This is a genomic window from Nocardia sp. NPDC003726 (assembly GCF_053586955.1).
In genome coordinates this window covers 1-23,514 of sequence record NZ_JBSFNF010000031.1, presented here as the reverse complement: position 1 = coordinate 23,514, position 23,514 = coordinate 1, and the positions used below count along the sequence as shown (strand labels likewise).

The following is a 23,514-nucleotide window of genomic DNA, read 5'->3' as shown; positions in this document are numbered from 1 at the left end:
TGTCACTCTAACCAGGGCTCTGACGTGCCTATTTCTATTAGGAAATAGTGCCACATCTCCATCGGTATGTGAAGCGGATCACGAAGGAAGGGCTAGTGCATGCGGTGCCGTATCGCTGCCCGGTCGGCCGGTCGAGGCCAGTGGACACCGCGTGCCGGTGAAGATGCTGGCCGCACACAGGTTGCAGTGGATACACAGCGATTTCTTCGCCGACTCGGACTGGATGCGGTTGATCAGATCCGGCTCGCGCAGCAGGGCTCGGGCCATGGCGACGAATTCGAATCCGTCGTCCATCGCGGCGTTCATGCCCGCGAGATCGGTGACGCCGCCGAGCAGGACCAGCGGCATATCCAGCTCGTCGCGGAACTGGCGGGCATAGTCGCGAAAGTAGAGCGGTTCGTAGGAATAGCGCCGGAACACCATGCTCCCGAACATCTTCATGCCCAGTTTGACCAGACCGCGCTGGGTCTCGGCCATCTCCCGCACCGGCACATCACCCCGGAACAGGTACATCGGATTCAGCAGTGAGGAGCCGCCGGTCAGCTCGAGCGCGTCGACGTAACCGTCGCGCTCGATCATCTGTGCGACGGTGAGCGACTCGTCGAGCCAGAGACCGCCGGGGACGCCGTCGGCCATGTTCATCTTCGCCAGCACCGCGATCCTCCCGTCGGCGGCCTCGCCGACCGCCTGCAGGATGAGCCGGGCCAACCGGGCTCTATTGGCGAGCGAACGGCCCCAATCGTCCTTGCGGCGGTTGAGCTTCGGGCTGAGGAACGAGCTGGCGAGGTAGTTGTGCCCGAGATGAACCTCCACCGCGTCGAATCCCACCTCGATCGCGTGCCGGGTCGCTTGGGCGTGAGCGTCGATGATCCGGTGGATGTCGTCCTCGGTGGCGGCCCGATCGAGGCTCATCGACAGCGGGTTGGGCCGGGTGGACGGAGCCAGGGACGGCAGGCCGGTGGAGCGCGAGTTGGCAACCGGCCCGGCGTGCCCGATCTGAGCCGAGATCGCGGCGCCCGTGGCGTGTACGGCGTCGGTGAGCTTGCGCAGGCCGGGCAACGCCTCCGGCCGCCAATAGATCTGGTCCCTTTCGGTGCGCCCTTCGGGTGACACGGCGAGGTAGGCGACGGTCGTCATGCCGACACCGCCTTCGCCGACCGCGACGTGGAAGTCGATCAGCGCGTCGGTGACCAAGGCGTCGGTCGTGACTCCCTCGAAAGTCGCGGACTTGATGATCCGGTTGCGCAACCGCACCGGACCGAGCGAGGCGGGTGCGAGGGGATTCGGCCGGGCGGGTGGCGTGGCGGGCGCTGCGGTCATGGCGAAACTCCTTGTGCGGATTGATGTGTACGGCGCGCGAGCTGGTCGGACGGGATGGTCACGGGGGCATGGATGTCCATCCATCGCAGCATCTCGTCGACCGCGTCGGCGCAGTCGCCGTCGGCGCCGGCGTCGGCCCACTCGATCAGGGCGGCGAATGCCGCCGCCTGGTACGCGGTGGCCAGCGCGCGGCAGATGGCTGCGGGAGCGTCGGGGAGCCGGCTCGCGATATAGCGCGCCAGCGTCTCGATCCAAGGGCGGTAGGCGAGCGGTGCGGTGGCGGCGAGTTCGGGCTCGGAGGAGATCAGGCGCAGCCAGTCGGGCGCGACGCGCCGGACCCGTGGCTCATGCGAGACCGACTCGACGATGGCCGAGCGGATGACGACCGACGGCTCGCCGGTGCGGGGGGCGTTGTCGAGGGCGTCTTGTAGCCGCGCTGTCGCCGGTTGGACTCCCAGCCAGGCGATTTCCGACCGCGACGAGAAGTGACGCAGCAAGGTCCGTGTGCTGATTCCCGTGGCGCGCGCGAGATCGCTCCAGCTCGTCGAAGCGTATCCGCGTTCGGACCACAGACGGAGCGCGCTTTCGGCGACAGCCGCGCTGTCGAGCACCGAGGGTCGGCCGCGTCCACGGGAAGCGGAGATCTGATCGGTCACCGCGACAGCTCACCATTTTTGGCGAAGTGTGTCAATATTGCGCCGCATCCGATCCTCAATGCTGGAAACAGCGGAAAGCAGGTGCCCTGGTGGGTGTTTATGTCGTGACCGGGTCGGCCTCCGGGATGGGGCGAGCCGTGGTGGACAAGCTGCGCGAAGGCGGGCACACCGTCGTCGGAGTCGATCTTCGAGACGCCGAGATCATCGCCGACCTGTCCACCGGGCAGGGGCGGCGCGCGGCCGTCGACGGTGTACTCGCCGCGGTGGACGGGCGCTTGGACGGCGCCGTGCTCGCGGCGGGAGTCGGTCCCGCCCCCGGCGCCGAACGACCGCGGCTCATCTACGAGGTGAATTGTCGTGGCGTGATCGAGTTGCTCGAGGGCTGGCGGTCGGCGCTGGCCGGGGCCGCCGAGGCCAAGGTTGTCGTCTTCGGCAGCAACGCGACAACCACTACGCCCGCGGTACCCAGCCGGGCGATACGGGCGCTGCTGGCCGGCGATGTCGCCAAAGCATTACGAGCGGTGCGCATCTTCGGCAAGAACGCGCCGGGCATCGCCTACGCGGCCTCGAAGATCGCGGTCACTCGCTGGGTGCGGCGTCATGCTGTGACCGCCCGGTGGGCGGGCGAAGGGATCCGGCTCAACGTGCTGGCTCCCGGCGCCGTGCTGACCCCCTTGCTCGAGCAGCAGCTCGCCACACCGGCCGAAGCCGAGGTGATCCGCCGTTTCCCGGTACCGATCGGCGGATTCGGCGACGCGCGGGATCTCGCGGAGTGGGCCGTGTTCATGCTGTCCGAATCCGCGCGGTTCCTCTGCGGGAGCGTGGTGTTCGTCGATGGCGGCAGCGACGCGTACTTCCGGGCCGACGACTGGCCGCGCGCTGTCCCGCTGCGCAAGCTCGTCGGCTACCTGCGGCGCTTCGGCGGTTCCGGCGCTCGCTGACCCGGATCCGCGTTTCCGGCGCTTCCGCCACCGATTGTCCCGGTCACCGGGAACTGCCCCTCGGAGACGGTGGCGGAATACGCACATAATTCTCCGCCCACATCGGCAGTGATGTGGCTCACGCGAGGACCTTTTCGTCGGGACGACCCGGTGCGGCCTCGCCTTCGGAGAAGGAGAACCAGATCATGAGACTTGATGGTCTGAGTCGTCACCGGCGAGCCATCGCCGGCATCGGCGCCGCAGTCCTGATCACCGCACTCGCGGCGACGGGCTGCGCCGGCGATGACGAGTCGAACAACAGCGCCGTGGCCGGTGCGCCGACCACGGCGCTGCCCGACAAGCCGGCCACGGGTACACCGGTGCGCATCGGCTTCGTATCGACCGAGGGCGGCGCCGTGGTGTCGTTGCCGGAGATGCGCCAGGGCGCCGAGGCGGCCGTGGCATACGTGAACAAGAACGCGGGCGGCATCGCGGGCCACCCCATCGACCTGGTCGTGTGCAAGCAGCAGGAAGAGCCGACTTCGGCGACGAAATGCGCGAACCAGTTCGTCGAGCAGAAGGTGGCCGCCGTGCTGTCCCCCGGCACCTCCCAGGGCGGCACCATCCTTCCGATCGTCGCCGGTGCGGGCATTCCCTACGTCACCCTCAACGGTGTGTCCCCGCAGGAGCTGACCTCCCCCGACTCTGCGGCACTCTCGGCCGGCCTGCCCGGCACCATCACCGCGATGGCCGCGGCGGCCAAGGACAAGGGCATGCGCACGTTCACCCTGTTCGCCAGTGACGGTGGTGGCCTGGGCGCCTTGGTCGACGCCATGGGCGCGCCCCTGTTCCAGAGTGCGGGCGTGACCTTGAAGGTGGTGCCGATCCCCCTCGGCGTGCCGGACCCTACGCCGCTGGTCACTTCCGGACTCTCGGGCAAGCCGGACGGGGTCGGGGTCATCGCCGATGCCGCGACCTGCACCTCGGTCTACAAAGCGATTCAGACCACCGACCCCGCAGTCCAGAAGGTCTACATCCCGGTCTGTCTGGCTCCCGACGTCACCGAAATCATCGGCATGGACGCGGTGCGGGGTAGCACCGGCATCACCGCGACCGACTACCTGTCGGATCGTCCCGACACGGTGTTGTACCGCTCGGTCCTGCAGACCTACGCGCCTGAGGCGACAGTGACCGGCGCGGCCTCCTCCGGATACCAGGTCGTCGCGGCGCTGGCTCTGGCCACCCGCAGCATTCAGGGCGAGGTCACCCCGGCGAGCATCAAGGAGGCGCTGCGGACCGCGAAGGGAATCGAGATGCCGGCGGGCGGCGGCGTCACCTTCACCTGTGACGGCACCGCCGTGCCACAGATGGCGTCGATCTGCTCGCGTCAGATGCTGATCGGCCCGATCAACGACCAAGGTGTGCCGGTGAACCTGAAAGTGACCGGATAGTCCCGGACGGCAATGATATTCGGCCAGGGAGATCAGCCATGACTGACCATCTTTCGTATCTCGTGCTCGGCCTCGGCAACGGGGCGGTGTACGCCGCGCTCGGGCTCGCGCTCGTATTGACTTTCAAGAGTTCCGGGGTGGTGAACTTCGCGACCGGCGCGGTCGCGCTCTACGCTGCCTACACCTATGCCCTGCTGCGCAAGGGCGAGCTGATGGTCCCGATACCGGGACTGCCCGAGACCATCGATCTCGGCGGACCGCTCGGTGTCGTTCCCGCCATGGCGATCTCCCTGGTCGCTGCCGCCGTTCTCGGGGTGCTGTGTTACGCGTTGGTCTTCCGCCCCATGCGCAGCGCCTCGGTAATCGCCAAGGCCGTCGCCTCGATCGGACTCATGGTTGTGGTCCAGGCACTGATCGCTCAGCGGGTGGGTACACACCTGGTCGCGGTGAAGCCGATCTTCGCGCTCGACACCTTCTCGCTGGGTGATCGCAAGGTGCCCACCGATCGAGTCCTTCTAGCAGCGTCCATCGTCGGACTTGCCTTGGTAACAACCTTGATCTTCCGCTACACCCGGTTCGGCGCGGCGACCGAGGCCGCGGCGGAGTCGGAGAAAGGCGCGTATCTGACCGGGCTTTCGCCCGACCGGATCGCGTTCAGCAACTGGGCGCTGTCATCGGTGGTCGCGGGCCTCGGCGGCATCCTCATCGCACCTTTGGTGGCGCTCAATCCTGTGGCGTACTCGTTGTTCATCGTCCCGGCGCTGGCCGCCACTCTGGTCGGCAATTTCAGTTCGATCTGGTCGACCGTGGCCGCCGGAATCGCCATCGGCGCGCTCCAAGCCGAGGCGACCAATCTCCAGGGCCTCTACAGCTGGTGGCCGAGAGCCGGTACGGCGGAGGCCATTTCGCTCCTGCTGATCTTGGTTTTCCTTGTGATCAAGGGTCGTCCACTGCCGGACCGGGGTTCGGTGATCCGCCGGACGCTCGGGCGCGCGCCGCGTCCCGACCGCGTCCTCGCTCCCATGCTGGCATCCCTTGCCGTCGCGGTCGTCGCATTGTCGGCGACCTCCGGCAGCTACCGTGCCGCGATCGTCAGCAGCGTCATCTTCGCGGTTCTCGGGCTCTCCCAGGTAGTGGTCACCGGATACGCCGGTCAGGTGTCGCTGGCGCAGCTCACCCTCGCGGGAGTGTCGGCATATGCGCTGAGTGTGCTGAACCAGCACCTCGGCATACCCTTCCCTTTCGCGCCGATCCTCGCCGCCCTGTGCGCCACCGCGGTCGGTGTGGTCGTCGGCCTGCCGGCGCTGCGGGTGCGCGGGCTGCCGCTGACAGTGGTGACTCTCTCCCTCGCGGTGTTCGTGGAAGCCTTCTGGTTCCGCAACCCGTCGCTCAACGGCGGCGTCCACGGCGCGCCTGTCGACGCCCCCCGGCTCTTCGGGACCGAATTGGGCATCGGTACGGGCCAGGCATATCCACGGATCGCCTTCGGTCTGCTGTGCTTGGCGGTGCTCACCGTCGTCGGCCTCGGCGTCGCGTGGCTGCGGCACAGCAGTCTCGGTACCGACATGCTCGCCGTGCGGGCCAACGAGCGGTCGGCGGCGGCAGCGGGCATCGATGTCTCCAGGACGAAGCTGATCACCTTCGCGATCGGCGCGTTCATCGCAGGCCTCGGCGGCGCGTTGCTCGGGTATCAGCAGAGCTTGGCTACCCCGGAGCCGTTCGCGGTGTTCCTCGGGATCTCGCTGTTCGCCGTTGTCTATGTCGCGGGTGTCACCTCCATCACCGGAGGGATTCTGGCCGGTGTGATGGCGCCCGGTGGCATCCTCTACCTGCTGGTGGACCGGTTCCTGCATATCGGTGACTACTATGCGGTGCTCAGCGGTCTGCTGCTCGTGGTGACGGTCATGACCAATCCCGACGGCCTCGCCGGCAAGCTCCCGCGGATTCCGTGGCCGGCACTGCGGCGCCGTGCCCGTCACGCCGACGAGGTGTCGCCGATAGCTGCCGAGTCCTCGGACGCCGCCGGGCGTACGCGCGATGTGGCCACACCGATTCTCAGCGTGCAAGGAGTGAGCGTCAGCTACGGTGCCGTGAAGGCCGTCTCGGACGTCGGTTTCGAGGTATGTTCCGGAGAAATCGTCGGCCTCATCGGACCCAACGGAGCGGGGAAAACGTCCGTCATCGACGCGATCACCGGCTTCGCGGCGGCCACCGGAGCGGTGACCCTGGCCGGCGAACCGCTCGCCGGACGGCCACCGCACCAACGCAGCCGCGCCGGCCTCGGCCGCAGTTTCCAGGATGTGGAGCTCTACGACGACCTCACCGTTGCGGAGAACGTCAGAGTGGGCGCGGCCCGCTCACAGTCGCCACTACCCGTCGCGCAACGGGTGGCCCGGACGCTGGCAGTCCTCGGCCTGAGCGATCTGGCCGATCAGGAGGCCGGAATTCTGTCGCAAGGGCAGCGGCAGCTGGTCTCGATGGGGCGGGTCCTTGCGGCCGAACCCGTCGTAGCGCTGCTCGACGAGCCAGCTGCTGGTCTGGACACCGTCGAAAGCCGTTGGCTGGGAGAGAGATTGCGTTCTGTTCGCGACGACGGAACCGCCGTCCTCCTGGTCGATCACGACATGGAGCTGGTGCTCACGGTGTGCGATCGGGTCATCGTGCTGGATTTGGGCACTGTGATCGCCAGCGGAACACCCGAGCAGATCCGCACCCATCCGGAGGTACTGCGGGCATATCTCGGGGTACCGGCGGACACCGTCGACCTCGACGCCGAAGCCGTGCCGGAATTGCACGTCCGCCGGGCGACATCTCAGGAGGCGACGCTGTGACCACGCTGGAATGCCGGGGCCTCACCGCCGGGTATCTGAAGGAGCGCCCGTGTGTGCGTGAGGTGGACCTCGCGCTCGAAGCCGGGCAGATCACCTGCCTGCTCGGACCGAACGGCGCCGGAAAGACGACACTGCTGATGACACTGGCCGGGTTGCTTCCTCGCGCAGGGGGAGAGGTCGAGGTGGTAGGGCGGGCGGTGCGTGGTGGCCGTCCACGGGACGCGGTGCGGGCCGGAATGGTTCTCGTTCCCGACGATCGCGCCCTGTTCCGGCAGCTGAGCACCAAACAGAACCTGATGCTCGCGGTAGCGGACCGCTCCCGGCGCCGCGCGGGCCTGAACCAGGTACTCGAGTATTTTCCCTCGTTGGAGAAGCGGCTGGGCGTCGCCGCCGGACGACTGTCCGGCGGCGAGCAGCAGATGCTGGCAATCGGCCGGGCGATCTTACAACGCCCGAAGGTGCTCCTGATCGATGAGCTGAGTATGGGTTTGGCCCCGGTGATCGTCACCGAGATCCTCGAGGTTCTGAAAAAGCTCGCCGCCGAGGAAGGGCTCAGCCTGCTGCTGGTGGAACAGCACGTGCACCTGGCACTCGGCATCGCGGACAAGGCCACGGTGCTGGTGCACGGACGGATCGCCGACGAGGCCGCCGCAGCGGCCCTCCGGGATGATCCGGGCCGGGTGGAACGCGCCTACCTGGGTGCGAATGCCGCCGCGGCGTCTTCGGCCTGACGGTACCTGTGCAGGAGCGGCGAGTCACCGCGTTCTCGGTGACTCGCCGCCGGGGAGTGCCGCCGGTGTCAGGCGGGCTCGGAGGCACCCTGCGCGAACGACTGCTCGCACCAGTCGCGTTCGGCCTCGCTGAGTGTGCCGAGTTCCATCGCGCGCCGGCACCAGGCCGGGATCAAGCGGGCGAATTCGGCGGGGTCGTAGACATCCTCCTCTTTGGAGAACTTCCCATCGCCTGCGTAGGTGAGGATGCTGATATTGTCGGCGCCCATCTGCGAACCGTCGCCGGGATCGCGCATCAGATTGTTCAGCTTGACCACAATCACGCCGTTGACGTCATCGATCAGGTGCCAATAGTCGGGGAACGACGTCATCGCGGACCCCGGGAACCTCGCCAGCGTCGGCTCAGCCCATGCCCAGATGGCTTCGGGACCCCTGAGTACGCCGACCATTTGTTCGTGGTATTCGGCGTCCGGCGTGAAAAGATCGACGAATTCGCGCCAGCTGCCCTCACCCGAGGCAGCTCGGGCCACGGTCGAGCGCCATGTCTGAAACGCCGATTCCAATTCTTCTCTGCTCCAAGTGTTGTTCATGGCCCGACGCTAACCAGCAGCTGACGCAAAGATCAGCAGTTGTTTCCGTTCAGTGGAATTCGCATCGCAGAAGCCGAGGACAGACAGGCGTCCCGCTCAATGGAAAGCCGCGCCGATTGATCGCTTCCCGAAACCTACCTTTACCTCATCTGTATCCCGTGCGAAGTGGAGTCCCGAACCATGGTGAAGAAGTCGATGCCGCCGCTCGCGGCCGCTCACGAGGTGACCGTCGATCTTCTCGTGATCGGATCCGGCACCGGCATGGCCGCCGCGCTTGCCGCCCACGAACTGGGCCTGTCGAGCGTGATCATCGAGAAGACCAGCCATGTCGGCGGCTCCACGGCGCGCTCCGGCGGCGCCTTCTGGATCCCGGGAAGCTCGATACTGCCGGACTCCGGACCCGAGGCGTTGGCAGACGCCGACACCTACATCCGGGCGGTGGTGGGGGAGTCGGCTCCAGCCGAGCGGGGAAGGGCGTTCCTCGACAACGGGGCCGCCACCGTCGCCATGATGGAACGCACGACACCGATGCGGTTCTTCTGGGCGCAGGGGTACTCGGATTATCACCCGGAGGAGCCGGGCGGGCGTGCCGAGGGGCGCACCTGCGAGTGCCGCCCGTTCGACGCCTCGGTGCTGGGTGCCGAACGCCCGCGGCTGCGTTCGGGCGTGCTGGAGGCACCGGTTCCGATGCCGGTCACCGGTGCGGACTACAAGTGGATGAATCTTGTCGCGCGCAAACCGGTCAAGGCGTTCTCGCGCATACTGCGGCGCGCGGCTCTGGGAATCGGCGGCATGCTGATCGGTCGCGAATACCTCGCGGGGGGCCAAGCTCTGGCGGCCGGATTGTTCGCCGGTGTGCTCGAAGCCGGCATCCCGGTGTGGACCGAGACCAGCCTGGTGCGGCTGATCCACGACACGGACCGGGTCACGGGCGCCGTGGTGCGTCAGGGTGAACGTGAAGTCACCGTGACCGTCCGCCGCGGGGTGGTGCTCGCCGCAGGAGGTTTCGAGCACGACATGGAGGCCAGGCACAAGTTCCAGTCCGCGCGCCTTGCCGCCGGGGCCAGCCTCGGCTGCGAGGGCAACACCGGCGACGGAATCGTCGCGGCGCAGGACCTCGGCGCCGGCATCGCGCTGATGGATCAGGCCTGGTGGTTCCCCGCGTTCGCGCCGCTGCCGGGTTCCGCGCCCTTGGTCATGCTCGCGGAACGATCTCTGCCCGGTTCGTTCGTCGTCGATCAGACCGGTAGGCGATTCGTCAACGAGGCCACGGACTACATGTCCTTCGGGCAGCAGTTGCTCGAGCGGGAACGACGCGGAGACGCCGCCGAGCAGATGTGGCTGGTGTTCGACCAGCGGTACCGCAACAACTACATCATGGCGGGCCAGTACGTCCCCCGTCAGCCGCTGCCCCGCGAGTGGTTCGACGCGGGCATCGCGCACCGCGCGGACGACCCCGCCGCGTTGGCACGCGCGATGGGAGTTCCCGAGGCCGCGTTCACCGAGACCTTCCACAACTTCAACGGTTACGCCGAAGCCGGATCCGACCCCGAGTTCGCGCGCGGCGAGAGCGCATACGACCGCTACTACGGCGATCCCACCGTCGCGCCGAATCCCAATCTCGCGCCTTTGACCAAAGCCCCGTACTACGCGGTGAAAATGATCCTCAGCGATCTCGGCACCTGCGGCGGCGTGGTGGCCGACCAGCATGCGCGGGTGCTGCGCGAGGACGGCACGGTCATCGACGGGCTGTATGCCATCGGCAATACCGCGGCCAACGCCTTCGGCGCCACCTATCCCGGCGCAGGCGCGACCATCGGCCAGGGACTCGTCTTCGGTTACATCGCGGCTCGGCACGCTGCGGCGCGGGAGATATCCGAGTAGCGAAACGAGGCGGGCACCTTTCGCAGCCGCGTCGAAGCGCGCGAGCGAAGGTGCCCGCTTCCGCCGGGATCAGTGTGGTCTATCTCGCGCAGATGCGGACCGCGGTGTCACATATGTGAGCCGCCGTCGACCCGCACTTCGGTGCCGGTGACGAAGTACGCGTCGGCGGAGCCGAGCATCGCCACCACGGCCGCCACGGCGTCCGGCTGGGCGAAGATGGCGCCGTCGGGCAGGGGGAGCGAGGGGGACGCCTTGGTGAACAACGTGAAGTCGGCGTCGGCCGGCAGGCCCGGCCCGATGCTCTGCTTGGCCTCGCCACTGCCGTCGGTCATACCCGAGGAGATGGAGCCCGGCTGCACGGCGTTGAACCGGATGCCCTGCTTGCTGAACTCCATGGCCAGTGCGTGGGTCATCGCCTGGACGCCCGCCTTGGATGCGGCATAGGCCGACATGTACGGGTGCGCGAACGCGGCCGAGGTGGAGCTGAAGTTCACCACAGCCGGGCTGGTCCCCTCCCGCAAGGCCGAGATGGCCTCCCGGGTGACCAGGAATGTGCCCACCAGATTGATCCGCAGCACCTGCTCGAAGTCGGCGACGGTCGTCTGCTCGAAGTGCGCCGACCGCAGCACTCCCGCCGCGTTGACAAGCGTGTCGAGACCACCGAGGTGCGCCACTGCCTCCGCGACACCTGCCTTGACCGAGGCTTCCTCACCGATGTCCATGACCACCGTGGTCAGGTTCTCGCTGTGCGCACCGGCCTTGGCCAGTGTGTCTTTCAAACCGGCTTCGCTGATGTCCGCGGCCGCCACTCGACCGCCCTCGTCCAGAAGGCGCAGCACGGTGGCCTGGCCGATACCGGAACCGCCGCCGGTGACGAGGACGCGGCGATTGTCGTAGCGCTGCAGGTGTGGCATGCGCACGTACTCCTTCTCTCGATGATCGGCAGAGCCGTCGAGACACGGCGCCGCCCAGTCCTCGATGGTGACTCGTTCGCACGCCCGGTGGACGCCCGCATCCCGCTCAATGGACTGCCGGCGAGAGACCAAGCCGCAGGCCGCCGCAGTCTGTGCCCGGCTTCGTCTCGGTCAACGGAAAGGCGCCGTCCGGTCGACGTGCGGCTGCCTGGCCTCAGCATCCCGGCGACGCCAGTTGCCACGGGAACGGGAGGTAATGGGCGATGAGCTGGGTCGATTCCGCAGGTAGTGGGACGAACAGTGCGAAGTGCTGGTGGTCGGTTCCGGAGGCGGCGCGCTGACCTCCGCTCGCCACCAAGGGCGGTCTACGCACCGGCATCGACGGCCGGGTCCTCGACTCCGCGGGGCTTCCTATCGCTGGACTCTACGCGGCGGGGAACTCCATGGCTGCCGTCAGCGGACCCACCTACCCGGGGGCGGCAACCCGATCGGTGCCTCGATGGAATTCGCCCATCGCGCGGCCTGCGACATCGCGAAATCGGCGCGGACGCATCCATGAGCCGCAGCCGCTGGGTGCCGCCCGCACCGTTGCGGTGCGGGCGGCAGTGCCCGGCGCCCGGAACCTGCTACCCGGCAGCCCGGATATCGCTCGGCTGGACGCCTCGAGCACGCACGCGGAGAGCACCCTCTGCGTCGATACGCGGCGCATCCATGTCACCGGACACTCGATGGGCCCGCCGCCGGGTCGTCATCAGGTTGTCAGTTCTCGCAGCGCATTGCGTCCGCCGCCCCGGTGGCCGGGCTACGCGACTTCTCGTGGTGCGCCACCACACGGGCGGGGCCCGTGATCGCTTTCCACGGCACCGCACTCCGCGGGAATCCTGAGTCGTCCCGATGTGGCTGCCGCGGCGATGGCGTCGCGCAGCCGGCCGCAGCCTGGTAGCGAAGGGTCGTTGCCCACCGTGTCGCGAAGCTCAGGGCAGCGGACGGCCGCGTCGGCATTCCACTGAACGCTGGTTTGTTGCCAGCTGGCTTTGCGGACAAGGACTCCTGCACCGCAGTGGTCGCACTGGACCGGCGCCATCGGCGCCTCGTTCAGCCGTTCGTCGATGCGCGGCGTCATCAGGCAGAAGCCTCGGCGGAGCCGGCCCGGGCGGCCAGATCGGCGCGCGCGGCGAGATCGGCCCGGATCTCGGCCTGCCATGCCTCTACCGGGCGGGTGGTGTCCAGTTCGAATTCGAAGCGGTCCACCATTTCCGGGGTCACCTCGGCGGCGTCGACGTAGAACTGCTCGTACCAGCGGCGCAGCTGGTAGACCGGGCCGTCCTCCTCGCACAGCAGTGGATTGTCGATGCGCGCTTTGTTCTTCCAGATCACGACGTCCTGCTCGAACCCGATCTTCACCCAGTCGCCGAGGGCGATCGCCGTCGCCATCGCCTGCTCATCGGGAAGACCCTGCGACTTTTTGACGATGATGCCGTACTGCAGCACGAAAGAGTTCGCATCGATCGGGTAGTGGCAGTTGAGCAGGACCGTGTGGTGATCGCCTTGCTCGTAGTGGTATGTCAGGTCGTCGATCATGAAGGACGGCCCGTAGTACGACGCGACCGACGAAGTGCCCAGCAGCTTGGGCGCGCCCTCGGGTCCGGGCAGGTCCTCGCGCGCCCCGCTCTTGAAGTACTGCGTGGCGATGTGGCCTTCGAACACGTTCTTGAAGTAGGTCGGCAGCGACCCGTGGATGTAGAAGAAGTGCGCCATGTCCACGACGTTGTCGATGATCTCGCGGCAGTTGGTGTTCACGACGGTGCGGTACCAGTGCCAGTCGGTCCACTCGTCGCTGGTCGCGCCGTCGATCCGGGGAATGGCGACATCCGGCGTCGGCTTCTTGCCTTCCGGGTCGTTCCACACGAACAGCATCCCGTCCTGCTCGAGCGCGTGCCAGGTCCGCGTCCGGGCCAGCGGCGGCACCCGGCGGCCATAGGGAATCTCCTTGCAGCGGCCGTCGCCGCCCCAGCGCCAGTCGTGGAACGGGCAGGCGACGGCGTTGCCCTTGACGGTGCCCTGACTGAGGTCGCCGCCCATATGCCTGCAATACGCGTCGAGAACGTTGAGTTCGCCGTTCTCGCCGCGGAAAACCACGAGCTTGGTGCCGAATGCCTCGATGGCATGCGGTTTGCCGTCGGCGAAATCGCGGATCAGTCCGAGACAGTGCCAGCCGCGCGCGAAACGCGTCGGGGCCGCCGCTGCTTCGATATTGCGGACTTCCTGCGAATCCTGCTGAACCGGACTCATGTCCACCCTCCTCGGATGAAAGAACGCAAGCGAGCTGGTTGGGCCGCGATGCACGGCTGCTTGCGCTGCGCCCTCGTTGTAGCAGTCGCAGTGCGGCCGATCGGGTAGTGATTTCACTCACTGGGATGGGCGCGGCTCTGGTCGGTCATCCACCGACCGGACGACCGAGGCCTGAGCCGCCAAGGGGTGCGCGGCGGGCTCTGTTTTCCCGGTGACTCCACAGCGGTACGACGCCCCGGCGCCGGCCGCGGACGTACGACAGCGGGAAACTCGTCTCGCAGGGGCAATGGCGCCGGCTACCTGGGCGATCCGCTCGCTGCGGTGCTGTGGCCGGCTAGGACCGCAGGGCGAGTGAGCATGGCGGGATGCAAGTCGTGGCACGTGCTAGTTTGACGGCAGGACCGAGACGTGCGGTGGCGATCACTGCGGGAGGTGGGTGGCGCGATGCGGGGGACAGGACAGCGGGTGACGGCTGCCGACGTGGCCAGATCTCTCGGCCTTTCGCGTGCCACCGTCGGATTCGTGCTGAACAACACGCCTGGTCAGACGATTCCGGACAAGACAAGGCAACGAGTGCTCGCGGAGGCCGAGCGGCTCGGATACCGTCCCAATCCTGCCGCGCAGGCTCTGCGCCGCGGCAGTACCCGCCTGGTGATGATGCTGCTTCCGGCATGGCCGATGGAGGCCGGCTGGGCGGAATTCCTCGATGACGTGTCCTTCCGCCTCGATCAGGCGGGTTATACCTTGGTCACCTATACGCGTCGCATCGATGACCGGGCGAAGCCGCTTTGGGAGACGCTGCGGCCTGAAGTCATCCTCGGCCTGGACGACCTCAGCGATGCCGACACCCTGTCGGCGAAGGCCAGTGGAGCGAAGATCGTTCTCACGCAGTCGGTCTCCGATTCGCCCCTCGTAGCGCCAGGCGCCGAACAACAAGTACGGCATTTGCATTCGCGCGGTCACCGCAGGCTCGCCTACGCGATGCCGGACGACCCCCGACTGGCCGACCTGGCAGCCCTTCGTCGAGACATGGCGCAGCGGACAGCGTCAGCCTTGGGGCTGGAGTCTTTGGATGTGCGCTCGGCGGGGCTCGATGACGGAACCGCGGCCGAGGCGGTACGGCACTGGCGGGATGCCGGCGTCACCGGGGTGGTCGCCTACAACGATCTAACCGCGGCTCTGGTCGTCGGTGCCGCGTTGCGCGCCGAAATCGGGGTGCCGGCGCCGCTGGCTGTGATCGGTCACGACGATTCCGACTTCGGGCGGGCGTTCGTTCCAGCGCTGTCGACGGTGCGGATGGGGATAGGGGCACTCGCTCGGTATGTAGCCGACCTCGCGCTCTACGGGGTGGGCCACCTCGAGAAGCCTCCGAGCCCGGTCACCCCTGACTTCGACGTCGTACGCCGCGAGTCGACCTGAGTTACGAGGTATCGCATCGGCTTCGCAAGCGGCGCTGGCGCTGGCGGGCAAGACCATCGACGACATCGACCTGGTCGAGATCAACGAAACGTTCGCGGTGCAGGTACTCGGCTCGGCGCGGGAGCTGAAGATCGATGAGGACAAGCTGAACGTTTCCGGCGGCGCGATCGCCCTGGGCCACCCGTTCGGCATGACCGGCGCCCGCATCACCACCACGCTGATCGACAACCTGCAGACCCACGACAAGCAGTTCGGTCTGGAGACCATGTGCGTGTCGATCGATTGTCGTGGCCGCGAGCGACGGACTCCCGGCAAGGACTGTCCCACTGAGCGGAAGCGGCCGGTCCGGCTGGCGGCGGCCTGGCCAGCGTTGCATGAGCCGGTCCTTGGAAGGGCCTATGGCAAGGCAAGTTCGGAAATCGAATCCCACACACGGTCCTGGAAGTCGGTTCCGGCGACGACGGATCTTCCACGAGACGCGCGTTCTACCACTGGGCAGCGCTCGGGGACAACGAAAGGCGAAGCGATGTCCCGCTGTCGCCGCGGCAGGTCGCCGACTCCTTTTGGAAGTTCGCGTGAGGACGTGCACGCGACTAGCACGAAATAGTATCGGTGGACGAGCGGCTCCCGGGCAGTGGGGGCCTTCGTCCGCCCGCCGCGGTGGCTTTCCCATCCTCACGTCGCGGCGGGCCGCCCGGGTGACGCGTCATCGGCAACCCGCGCTCGATTTCATCGTGATGCCGCTGACCAGGGGTTTTCCGGGCGGCCGGGCGGAGGGATCGACACCCCGCCCGGACCGCATAGGAGTTGTATCAGCTTCCGGCTGGCGAATCGGGGATTTCCGGTCGTCTCACTAGAATGGGGCGACCGTATTCGTCCGCTTCCGGGAGTCAGTCGTGACCATCCAGCCCGTTCGCCTGTTCGGCGACCCCATTCTGCGTGCCCGCGCCGCGGAGGTCACCGCGTTCGACCGTGATCTGCGGCAGCTGGTGACCGATCTGACCGAGACGATGCACGACGACGGCGGTGTCGGGATGGCCGCGCCGCAGATCGGGGTCGGGCTGCGCGTTTTCGTCTACGACACGGGTGAGGCGGCGGGGCACCTGGTCAACCCGCAGTGGGAGGTCCTCGGCGACGAGGAGCAGGTCGGGCCGGAGGGCTGCCTGTCGATTCCCGGTGTGCGCTACGACACGCGGCGCGCTCTGCGGGTGCGGGCCTCCGGTGTGGACGTCGACGGGGCGCCGGTCGCCTTCGAGGCCGAAGGGTTGCTGGCGCGGTGCGTGCAACACGAGACCGATCATCTCGACGGGGTGCTGTTCATCGACCGTCTCGACCCGGCCCAGCGCAAGGAGGCGATGCGGGTGATCCGCGAATCGGATTGGTTCGGGGCGGGAGTGACGGTGCGTCCGTCCCGCTCCATGAGCGGCGCGGGCCGGCCCAACCCGTTCGGAGCGGGCCGCTGATGCGCGTCGTTTTCGCGGGAACCCCGGAACCGGCGGTTCCGTCGCTGCGGCGGCTGCTGGAATCGGCTCGGCACGAGGTGATCGCCGTGGTGACGCGGCCGGACGCGGTCGCGGGGCGCGGCCGGAAGGTGACCAGGTCGCCGGTCGGCCGGTTGGCCGACGAACACGGCATCCCGGTCCTCACCCCGCGGCGGCCCTCGGAGCCGGAATTCGTCACGCGGCTGGCCGAATTGGCGCCGGACTGCTGTCCCGTCGTCGCCTACGGCGCGCTGCTTCCCCAGCAGGTGCTCGACATCCCGCGCTTCGGTTGGATCAACCTGCATTTCTCGCTGTTGCCCGCCTGGCGCGGCGCGGCGCCGGTGCAGGCGGCCATCGATGCCGGTGACGAGATCACCGGCGCCTCCACCTTCCGGATCGAGGCCGGGCTGGACACCGGTCCGGTCTTCGGCATGGTGACCGAGAAGATCGCCGTCACCGACACGGCGGGCAGCCTCCTGCAGCGGTTGGCCGACAGCGGCTCCCGGCTGCTGGAAGCGACCCTCGACGGGGTGGAGGACGGCACCTTGCAGGCGATTCCGCAGTCCACCGACGGCGTCTCGTACGCGCCCAAGGTCGGTGTCGAAGCCGGGCACGTGCGCTGGGATCAGCCCGCGCTGGCCATCAGCAGGCGCATCCGCGCGGTCACCCCCGCGCCCGGGGCGTGGACCGAGGTCGGCGGCACGCGGCTGAAGCTGGGGCCGGTCGAGTTGGTCGAAGAGGAGTTGCCGGAGCGGGTGATCGAGGTCCGCAAGTCCGGTGTGTTCGTCGGCACCGCGACCACCGCGGTGCGGCTCGATCAGGTTCAGCCGCAGGGTAAGCGGGTGATGGCCGCGCTCGACTGGGCGCGCGGCGCCCGCCTGCAGCCCGGCGCGGTGGTCGAATGACCCGCGGCGATCGGTCCGGCGACGGCAACGCGCGCGACCGGCGGCACGACGAACGCCATAGTTCCGGCGAGGCGGGCCGGGCGCGTGCGCAGGGCGGCAAGCAGCAGGATCGCGACGGTGCGGGCCGGTCACAGGCGGCAGGCAGGCGTTCCGGCGGCGGACGCGCCGAGCCGGGCGGGCGCGATCGTGACGAACGGCGCGGTTCCACCGGCCGACGCCCCGCGGCGGGTCGATCGGACCGTTCCACCGGCGGTCGAACCGCGCCGCGCCAAGGGGCCAAGGCCGCCGGACGACCGCACCGTGGCGAATCCGCCGATCCGCCGCGGACGGTCGCCAGGGATGTGCTGCGAGCGGTCCGGGAGCGCGACGCCTACGCCAACCTCGTTCTGCCCGCCCTGCTGCGCGAACGGGGATTGTCGGGTCGAGACGCCGCACTGGCCACCGAACTCGCCTACGGCGCGTGCCGGTCGCTGGGACTGCTGGACGCGGTGATCGCCGAAGGCGCGGGCCGGCCGATCGAGGAGATCGACGGACCTCTGCTGGACGTGCTGCGGCTGGGCGTCTACCAGTTGTTGCGCACTCGCATCGGCGCGCACGCCGCCGTGGACACCTCCGTCGCGCTGACGCGCGCCGAATTCGGCGCGGGCAAGGCGGGTTTCGTCAATGCCGTGCTCCGGCGCGCGGGGGAGAAGACCCCCGAGCAGTGGGTCGACGCGCTCGCGCCCGCCGATCCCGTCGGCCGGTTGGCGTTCGAATACGCCCATCCGGTCTGGATCGCGCAAGCCTTCGCCGACGCGCTCGGCGAGCGAGCGACGGAACTGCGCGATGTGCTCGCCGCCGACGACGCCCGCCCGCTGGTGCACTTGGTGGCCCGCCCCGGCGACATCACCGCGGAGGAACTCGCGCTGGTGACCGGCGGTGAGGAAGGCCGCTGGTCGCCGTACGCGGTCTACTTGGAGGGCGGCGATCCGGGCAAGCTGGAGCCGGTCCGTGAGGGCATGGCGGCGGTGCAGGACGAAGGCAGCCAGTTGGTGGCGCTGGCGCTGCTCAACGCCGCGCTCGACGGCCCGGACACCGGTCGCTGGCTCGATCTGTGCGCCGGACCGGGCGGCAAGGCCGCGCTGCTCGGCGCGATCGCCGCGATCGACGGGTTCCGGGTGGACGCCGTCGAGCCGGCCGCCCACCGCGCGGAACTGGTGCGCAAGGCCGTGCACGACCTGCCGGTGGACGTCCATGTCGCCGACGGCCGCGCCAGCGGGCTGACCCCCGGCTACGACCGCATCCTCGTCGACGCCCCGTGCACGGGCCTCGGGGCGCTGCGCCGCAGACCCGAGGCGCGTTGGCGGCGCACTCCGGCGGACGTCCGCGAACTCGTGGTGCTGCAGCGCGAATTGCTTGCCGCCGCATGGGAACTGGTGCGCCCGGGCGGAGTGGTGCTGTATTCGACGTGCTCGCCGCACCTGCCCGAGACGGTGTCCGTCGTCGCCGACGCCGTGCGCCGCCTCGGCGCCGAGCAACTCGACACCCGGGAACTGCTGCCCGGCGTCACCGACATCGGGGACGGACCGGGGGCACAGCTGTGGCCGCACCGGCACGGTACCGACGCCATGTTCCTCGCCGCGTTGCGTAAACCGCGCTGAGCGGTTCGCGATGTTCCCTGCGTCCGAGTCGTGCGCCTGCCTTCGACGCACACTCGGACGCATGACGATGACCTGGCAGGAAGTGGTCGCGATGCCGAGCGCCCTACCGCAAGTGGCCGGTCCACGTGGACGCGTGGTGGCTCACCGCTCCGGCGAAGGTGCGCGAATGCGCCGCCCGCTCGAAGCGGTCATTCCCGGCTGGATTGCTCCCGCAAGCGGGCAAGGGTTTTGGCGAGGATGCGCGAGACGTGCATCTGGGAGATCCCCATCTGCTGGGCGATCTGGGTCTGGGTCATCGATTCGAAGAACCGCATGGTGAGAATGCGCCGCTCCCGCTCCGGCAACCCCGCCAGCAGCGGACGGATCGCGACGTATTCCTCGACCCGATCGAACTGGGACTCCTCCTCGCCGAGGGTGTCCAGGAGCGAGGCGTCGGTGTCGCGGCCGAGCGTGGCCGCGTCGATCGAACTCGGCTGGTAGGCGTTGCCCGCGATGACCGCCTGGGTCACCTCGTCGGGGTCGACGTCCAGCTCCGCGGCGATCTCCTTCGCCGTCGGCGAGCGGCCGAGCGTCTGGGAGAGACTGTCGATCGCCGCGCCGATGCGTAGGTGCGTCTCCTTGACCCGCCGCGGCACCCGCATCGCCCAGGTGTTGTCGCGGAAATAGCGCCGGACCTCGCCCATGATGGTCGGCACCGCGAAAGACAGGAAGTTGGAGCCGCGCCCGACGTCGAAACGATCCACCGCGTGCACCAACCCGACCCGCGCGACCTGGGTGAGGTCGTCGAAGGGTTCCCCGCGCCCGCTGAACTTGCGGGCGATGTGGTCGGCGAGCGGAATGCAGCGGCTGATCAGTTCCGCGCGCAGCGCGCTGTGCCGCGCTGTGCCCGCCTCACTGGTCGCGAGCTGCTCGAAGAGCAATCCGACGTCGTCGTACCCGGGAACCGTGCCCGCGGCTTCCAGGGTCTCCGTGGCATCCAGGGCGTCGTCCTCGGTGGTCAGCGTGTCGGCGTCGTCGTCGCGCTGGGAGTCGTACACGGTGTCTTCGTCCGCCACTACGCCTTCCCCCGGACCCGACGGAACTCGACCGTCGTCGGATATCCGGAGACCGTCGGGTCGAACGAATCCTGGGTTGCCTCCACCGCGTCGGTGAGGGTGCGTAGCACATGCCAGCCGAAGCTGCGCTGGTCGGGCAGGCCCGGCTTCTCCGCCAGCCCGTCGACCCGGACCAGCAACTCGGTGTCGCCGACGGTGAAACGGCAGTTCAGGCTGGTATCCGGGGCCGCGACCGCGATCAGGGTCGAGCAGACCTCGTCGACGGCGAGCCGGATGTCGGCCACCTCGTCCAGCGTGAAATCGCTGAGTAGGACGAGAGTTTCGGCGAGCCCACGCACGATGGGCAGTTGTGTCACCGACGCCGCCACCCGAATCTCCACCGGGGTGCTGTAGAGCCCCTGTTCCGCCGAAATATTGATCACCCTATGCAGGCTACCCACTCCCGCGCTGGACAACCCTGGGTACCGTTAGACTCCGGCGTTGTGTCCAACCCGATTCACCCGCGTCCGGCCGCTCCGATGATCGCTCCCTCCATCCTGTCCGCGGACTTCGCGCACCTCGCGGACGAAGCGCAGGCCGTCGCAGGCGCCGACTGGCTGCACGTGGACGTGATGGACGCGCACTTCGTGCCGAATCTCACGCTCGGCCTCCCGGTGGTGGAGAGCCTGCTGAAGGCCACCGAGATCCCCTTGGACTGCCACCTGATGATCGAGAATCCGGGCCGCTGGGCGCCGCCGTACGCCGAGGCGGGCGCGCACAACGTGACCTTCCACGCGGAGGCGACCGACGATCCGATCGCGGTGGCTCGCGACATCCGTGCCGCGGGCGCCAAGGCGGGGCTGTCGGTGAAGCCGGGCACGCCGATCGAGCCGTACCTGGAGATCCTGCGCGAATTCGACACGCTGCTGGTGATGAGCGTCGAACCCGGCTTCGGCGGTCAGTCCTTCATCCCCGAGGTGCTGCAGAAGGCGCGCATCGTGCGGAACCTCGTCGATGCCGGTGAGCTGCGGCTGCTGGTCGAGATCGACGGCGGCATCAACGCCGACACCATCGAGGCGGCCGCGGAAGCGGGTGTGGACTGCTTCGTCGCCGGGTCCGCGGTCTACAGCACCGCGGACCCTGGGGCCACCGTGCAGAAGCTGCGCGATCAGGCGGCCTCGGCGTGGGCCCGCTGAACGGAGCTAGCCGGTCCTCGTCCGGCGCGCGGCGACCGCGCGGATCGTCTCGATCACCGCGTTGATCGGCGGGCGGCGGGCCCCGGCCTCCGGTGACCGGATCCACACCCGATACCCGGTGCGCTCGTCGTCCGGTGAGGGCAGCACCACCTGGCTGCCCGTGCAGGCCACGGCAGCGTAGAGGCGGAACAATTCGGCCGAGACCGCCGGGCTGACGTCGTCGCGTCCGGCGGGGCCGGTGAGAAAGGTCCAGTGCTTGGCACGCGGATGGTCGACGACGGGCCCGGCGATTCCGTCCTGGAGGAGTTGCCGCAGCACTTGCTCGCCGAGTTCGGCGGGCATGGTGACCGCGCCGTAGTCGACGCCGATCTGCAGGAGAATGCGGTGCGAACCGGGATCCATCGATGCGGGCAGCTGGAATTCGCGCCGATACCGTGAGCAGCGAATTTCCGGCGTCGAATCGAGAAATGTGGTCACACCGCGCCCCCGGCTGTGCTCGACCTGCTTTCTTCCACTGTGTTCTCCGGTTTTCTCGAGGAGTGAACATCGTGTGGCAGGCTTCCCCGTTCGTCCGGCATGTTCCCTGGTAGAACGTCTCATCGGACTGCGTTGCCGGGAAAGTTGAACGCGAGAAGTCGGCCGCGTAACGATATCGCTTCCTGCCCCGTTCGAGCGCGGATTCTGCGTTATAACCGTGTTTCGTTCGGGTATCGGGTACGAATCGGCAATCACCCCCGAGGGGTTAATCAATTCACGCGGTATGCCTAATGGCTTCCAAGGGAAATCGATACCCGTCGAGCCCGTCGATCGCGGCGCGTGTGGACAGCTTTTGTTCCATTTTCGATGGGACCGGCCGGTTCCGCCTGTCTCGGCCCGCCCCGCGGTCGGTTCCCGCGTAGGGTGCGTCCCTCGCCGAGCCCGGAACGCGGCTGTCTACGGCCACGCCGCGTCACTAGGCTGGGGAGGCGCGGGAATAGCGGCCGGGTCTCGCGCTGTTTGCGCAACCGGAAGACAACGACGCGACAGGAGTCACAGCACATGTTCACAGGCATCGTCGAGGAACTCGGCGAGATCGTCGCCAGCGAGCAGCTGACCGACGCCGCGCGGCTGACGATCAAGGGCGAGTTGGTGACCTCCGATGCCGGGCACGGTGATTCGATCGCCGTGAACGGCGTGTGCCTGACCGTCGTCGAGGTGGTCGGCGGCGACTCCTTCACCGTCGATGTCATGGCGGAGACCCTCAACCGCTCCAGCATCGGCAAGCTGGACGTCGGCGCCAAGGTGAATCTCGAGCGCGCCGCCGCACTGAACAGCAGGCTCGGCGGCCACCTGGTCCAAGGTCACGTCGACGGCACCGGCACCGTGCTCTCGCGCACGCCGTCGGACAACTGGGACGTGGTACGGATCTCGCTGCCCGAGAACATCGCCCGCTACGTCGTGGAGAAGGGTTCGATCACGGTGGACGGCATCTCGCTCACCGTCTCCGGCCTCGGCGTCTCCGACGAGCCGGCCGAGACCGGCAGCAGGGACTGGTTCGAGGTCTCCCTCATCCCCACCACCCTCTCGCTGACCAACCTCGGCTTCGCCACCGTCGGCACCACCGTCAACCTGGAAGTCGACGTCATCGCCAAGTACGTCGAACGCCTCCAGCAGCGCGGCTGACCGTGGCCGCCCGCTTGTTCCCGCCCACGCGGGACGAGGGGTGCGCGTCGGCGGGTACGCGACCTTCGCGAGGTGAGCCCTTGCGTGCGCTAGGCATGCGCGAGCGGGAGCGGGTAACCCGGTTCCGCCACCGCGCCGAACACTGCCGCCGGTCATTCCGCCGCGCCGCGTCGATCAGCGGCGAACACACGAATCCGGTGATCATTCCCCAGCGCAGCCGATTCGGCAGCACCGCGCTGCTGCGGGCCGTGCAGGTCCCGCGGACCCTCCACCCCGGCGCGGTGGTCCGGATCTCGCGCGGCCGAATCCTCGCTCCGTCTTTCGAGCGAAGCGAGACGAAACCTGTGTTGTCCGCCGCCGCGGGCGTGCCCGCGACGCCGACCTGTGCGGAGCGCAGCGGCTGCGGTAGGCCGCCGACGAGCAGCCGGTCGGGAAAGTGGCCTACATACGGATCCGGTGCCGCCGACCTTGCGCAACCAGATGAACCTCACCCCGTCTTTCGAGCGAAGCGAGACCGAGCATCCGCCGTTCGCGGCCCGGCTCGCGTCCGAGTGGCCGCCGCGTCCGCGACGAAGTCGCCAGCGGCGG

Annotated in this window: 20 protein-coding genes and 2 pseudogenes; 13 read left to right on the top strand and 9 right to left on the bottom strand. The window is 68.3% G+C overall.

Annotation, left to right across the window (positions count from 1 at the left end; genetic code table 11):
• Positions 1–78: 78 nt before the first annotated feature.
• Entirely contained in the window at positions 79–1,320 is a 1,242-nt protein-coding gene (locus ACWDMM_RS29520; RefSeq protein ID WP_449940551.1) for an NADH:flavin oxidoreductase, read from the bottom strand.
• Positions 1,317–1,976 carry a TetR/AcrR family transcriptional regulator gene (locus ACWDMM_RS29515; RefSeq protein ID WP_357111551.1) on the bottom strand — a complete coding sequence of 220 codons (660 nt, stop codon included), beginning with the start codon at positions 1,974–1,976 and terminating at the stop codon, positions 1,317–1,319. Before ACWDMM_RS29515 ends, ACWDMM_RS29520 begins: the two co-directional genes overlap by 4 nt.
• Before the next feature lie 89 nt (positions 1,977–2,065).
• On the opposite strand from ACWDMM_RS29515, the gene ACWDMM_RS29510 reads away from it, so the two are divergent.
• From ACWDMM_RS29510 to ACWDMM_RS29495, 4 genes are all read left to right on the top strand, one after another.
• Entirely contained in the window at positions 2,066–2,917 is an 852-nt protein-coding gene (locus ACWDMM_RS29510) for an SDR family oxidoreductase (protein WP_449940549.1), read from the top strand.
• A gap of 185 nt (positions 2,918–3,102) precedes the next feature.
• Positions 3,103–4,347, top strand: coding sequence for an ABC transporter substrate-binding protein (locus tag ACWDMM_RS29505; protein WP_357209259.1), 1,245 nt, complete (start codon positions 3,103–3,105; stop codon positions 4,345–4,347).
• A 38-nt stretch (positions 4,348–4,385) separates the two neighbouring features.
• Positions 4,386–7,178 carry an ABC transporter permease subunit gene (locus tag ACWDMM_RS29500; RefSeq protein ID WP_449940548.1) on the top strand — a complete coding sequence of 931 codons (2,793 nt, stop codon included), beginning with the start codon at positions 4,386–4,388 and terminating at the stop codon, positions 7,176–7,178.
• Positions 7,175–7,909: an ABC transporter ATP-binding protein gene (locus tag ACWDMM_RS29495; RefSeq protein ID WP_449940547.1), complete on the top strand. Its 735-nt coding sequence runs from the start codon at positions 7,175–7,177 to the stop codon at positions 7,907–7,909. Before ACWDMM_RS29500 ends, ACWDMM_RS29495 begins: the two co-directional genes overlap by 4 nt.
• A 68-nt stretch (positions 7,910–7,977) precedes the next feature.
• Here ACWDMM_RS29495 and ACWDMM_RS29490 read toward each other — a convergent pair whose 3' ends face one another.
• Entirely contained in the window at positions 7,978–8,499 is a 522-nt protein-coding gene (locus tag ACWDMM_RS29490; RefSeq protein WP_449940545.1) for a nuclear transport factor 2 family protein, read from the bottom strand.
• 180 nt (positions 8,500–8,679) lie between these two features.
• On the opposite strand from ACWDMM_RS29490, the gene ACWDMM_RS29485 reads away from it, so the two are divergent.
• Complete coding sequence (locus ACWDMM_RS29485) at positions 8,680–10,383, top strand: 3-ketosteroid-delta-1-dehydrogenase (RefSeq protein ID WP_449940543.1); 1,704 nt, start codon at positions 8,680–8,682, stop codon at positions 10,381–10,383.
• 107 nt (positions 10,384–10,490) lie between these two features.
• Here ACWDMM_RS29485 and ACWDMM_RS29480 read toward each other — a convergent pair whose 3' ends face one another.
• The gene (locus ACWDMM_RS29480; RefSeq protein WP_357111564.1) at positions 10,491–11,297 is read right to left on the bottom strand and encodes an SDR family NAD(P)-dependent oxidoreductase; all 807 of its coding nucleotides are present in this window, start codon (positions 11,295–11,297) and stop codon (positions 10,491–10,493) included.
• 347 nt (positions 11,298–11,644) lie between these two features.
• Here ACWDMM_RS29480 and ACWDMM_RS29475 point away from each other — a divergent pair.
• Positions 11,645–11,856 (top strand): annotated as a pseudogene (locus ACWDMM_RS29475) (FAD-binding protein); the annotation flags it as partial.
• A gap of 243 nt (positions 11,857–12,099) precedes the next feature.
• Here ACWDMM_RS29475 and ACWDMM_RS29470 read toward each other — a convergent pair.
• Together ACWDMM_RS29470 and ACWDMM_RS29465 are read right to left on the bottom strand one after the other, a co-directional pair.
• Positions 12,100–12,420, bottom strand: coding sequence for a ferredoxin (locus ACWDMM_RS29470; RefSeq protein WP_357209266.1), 321 nt, complete (start codon positions 12,418–12,420; stop codon positions 12,100–12,102).
• Complete coding sequence (locus ACWDMM_RS29465) at positions 12,420–13,589, bottom strand: Rieske 2Fe-2S domain-containing protein (RefSeq protein WP_195080241.1); 1,170 nt, start codon at positions 13,587–13,589, stop codon at positions 12,420–12,422. Before ACWDMM_RS29465 ends, ACWDMM_RS29470 begins: the two co-directional genes overlap by 1 nt.
• A gap of 465 nt (positions 13,590–14,054) precedes the next feature.
• Between ACWDMM_RS29465 and ACWDMM_RS29460 the strand changes: the two genes are divergently transcribed.
• The 5 genes and pseudogenes from ACWDMM_RS29460 to ACWDMM_RS29440 all read left to right on the top strand — a co-directional run bounded on the left by ACWDMM_RS29460 (position 14,055) and on the right by ACWDMM_RS29440 (position 19,034).
• A complete protein-coding gene (locus ACWDMM_RS29460) occupies positions 14,055–15,008 on the top strand; it encodes a LacI family DNA-binding transcriptional regulator (protein ID WP_323123975.1) in 954 nt (317 codons plus the stop codon).
• Positions 15,009–15,027: 19 nt separating this feature from the next.
• Positions 15,028–15,282 (top strand): annotated as a pseudogene (locus tag ACWDMM_RS29455) (acetyl-CoA C-acyltransferase); the annotation flags it as partial.
• Between the two features lie 622 nt (positions 15,283–15,904).
• Positions 15,905–16,471: a peptide deformylase gene (def, locus tag ACWDMM_RS29450; protein ID WP_195080240.1), complete on the top strand. Its 567-nt coding sequence runs from the start codon at positions 15,905–15,907 to the stop codon at positions 16,469–16,471.
• Complete coding sequence (gene fmt, locus ACWDMM_RS29445) at positions 16,471–17,394, top strand: methionyl-tRNA formyltransferase (protein ID WP_195080239.1); 924 nt, start codon at positions 16,471–16,473, stop codon at positions 17,392–17,394. The genes def and fmt overlap by 1 nt, the downstream gene beginning before the upstream one ends.
• A complete protein-coding gene (locus tag ACWDMM_RS29440; RefSeq protein ID WP_357111571.1) occupies positions 17,391–19,034 on the top strand; it encodes an RsmB/NOP family class I SAM-dependent RNA methyltransferase in 1,644 nt (547 codons plus the stop codon). Before fmt ends, ACWDMM_RS29440 begins: the two co-directional genes overlap by 4 nt.
• A 188-nt stretch (positions 19,035–19,222) precedes the next feature.
• Here the strand turns inward: ACWDMM_RS29440 and ACWDMM_RS29435 are convergent, their stop codons facing one another.
• On the bottom strand, positions 19,223–20,089 hold the full coding sequence (locus ACWDMM_RS29435; protein WP_195080237.1) for an RNA polymerase sigma factor SigF: 867 nt from the start codon (positions 20,087–20,089) through the stop codon (positions 19,223–19,225).
• Positions 20,089–20,511, bottom strand: a complete 423-nt coding sequence (locus ACWDMM_RS29430; protein ID WP_195080236.1) for an ATP-binding protein — start codon at positions 20,509–20,511, stop codon at positions 20,089–20,091. The genes ACWDMM_RS29435 and ACWDMM_RS29430 overlap by 1 nt, the downstream gene beginning before the upstream one ends.
• Positions 20,512–20,607: 96 nt before the next feature.
• Between ACWDMM_RS29430 and rpe the strand changes: the two genes are divergently transcribed.
• A complete protein-coding gene (gene rpe / locus ACWDMM_RS29425) occupies positions 20,608–21,264 on the top strand; it encodes a ribulose-phosphate 3-epimerase (protein ID WP_195080318.1) in 657 nt (218 codons plus the stop codon).
• A 6-nt stretch (positions 21,265–21,270) separates the two neighbouring features.
• On the opposite strand, the gene ACWDMM_RS29420 is transcribed toward rpe, so the two are convergent.
• Positions 21,271–21,741 carry a hypothetical protein gene (locus ACWDMM_RS29420; protein WP_195080235.1) on the bottom strand — a complete coding sequence of 157 codons (471 nt, stop codon included), beginning with the start codon at positions 21,739–21,741 and terminating at the stop codon, positions 21,271–21,273.
• 561 nt (positions 21,742–22,302) lie between these two features.
• Between ACWDMM_RS29420 and ACWDMM_RS29415 the strand changes: the two genes are divergently transcribed.
• On the top strand, positions 22,303–22,926 hold the full coding sequence (locus ACWDMM_RS29415) for a riboflavin synthase (RefSeq protein ID WP_195080234.1): 624 nt from the start codon (positions 22,303–22,305) through the stop codon (positions 22,924–22,926).
• Positions 22,927–23,514: the final 588 nt, after the last annotated feature.

What these genes read in the sequence shown, in the direction of transcription:
- ACWDMM_RS29520 (WP_449940551.1), bottom strand. Translation starts at nt 1,320, where the DNA reads ATGACCGCAGCGCCCGCCACGCCACCCGCCCGGCCGAATCCCCTCGCA.
- ACWDMM_RS29465 (WP_195080241.1), bottom strand. Translation starts at nt 13,589, where the DNA reads ATGAGTCCGGTTCAGCAGGATTCGCAGGAAGTCCGCAATATCGAAGCA.
- ACWDMM_RS29490 (WP_449940545.1), bottom strand. Translation starts at nt 8,499, where the DNA reads ATGAACAACACTTGGAGCAGAGAAGAATTGGAATCGGCGTTTCAGACA.
- ACWDMM_RS29440 (WP_357111571.1), top strand. Translation starts at nt 17,391, where the DNA reads ATGACCCGCGGCGATCGGTCCGGCGACGGCAACGCGCGCGACCGGCGG.
- ACWDMM_RS29500 (WP_449940548.1), top strand. Translation starts at nt 4,386, where the DNA reads ATGACTGACCATCTTTCGTATCTCGTGCTCGGCCTCGGCAACGGGGCG.
- ACWDMM_RS29415 (WP_195080234.1), top strand. Translation starts at nt 22,303, where the DNA reads ATGTTCACAGGCATCGTCGAGGAACTCGGCGAGATCGTCGCCAGCGAG.
- ACWDMM_RS29480 (WP_357111564.1), bottom strand. Translation starts at nt 11,297, where the DNA reads ATGCCACACCTGCAGCGCTACGACAATCGCCGCGTCCTCGTCACCGGC.
- ACWDMM_RS29485 (WP_449940543.1), top strand. Translation starts at nt 8,680, where the DNA reads ATGGTGAAGAAGTCGATGCCGCCGCTCGCGGCCGCTCACGAGGTGACC.
- ACWDMM_RS29505 (WP_357209259.1), top strand. Translation starts at nt 3,103, where the DNA reads ATGAGACTTGATGGTCTGAGTCGTCACCGGCGAGCCATCGCCGGCATC.
- ACWDMM_RS29470 (WP_357209266.1), bottom strand. Translation starts at nt 12,420, where the DNA reads ATGACGCCGCGCATCGACGAACGGCTGAACGAGGCGCCGATGGCGCCG.
- rpe (WP_195080318.1), top strand. Translation starts at nt 20,608, where the DNA reads ATGATCGCTCCCTCCATCCTGTCCGCGGACTTCGCGCACCTCGCGGAC.
- fmt (WP_195080239.1), top strand. Translation starts at nt 16,471, where the DNA reads ATGCGCGTCGTTTTCGCGGGAACCCCGGAACCGGCGGTTCCGTCGCTG.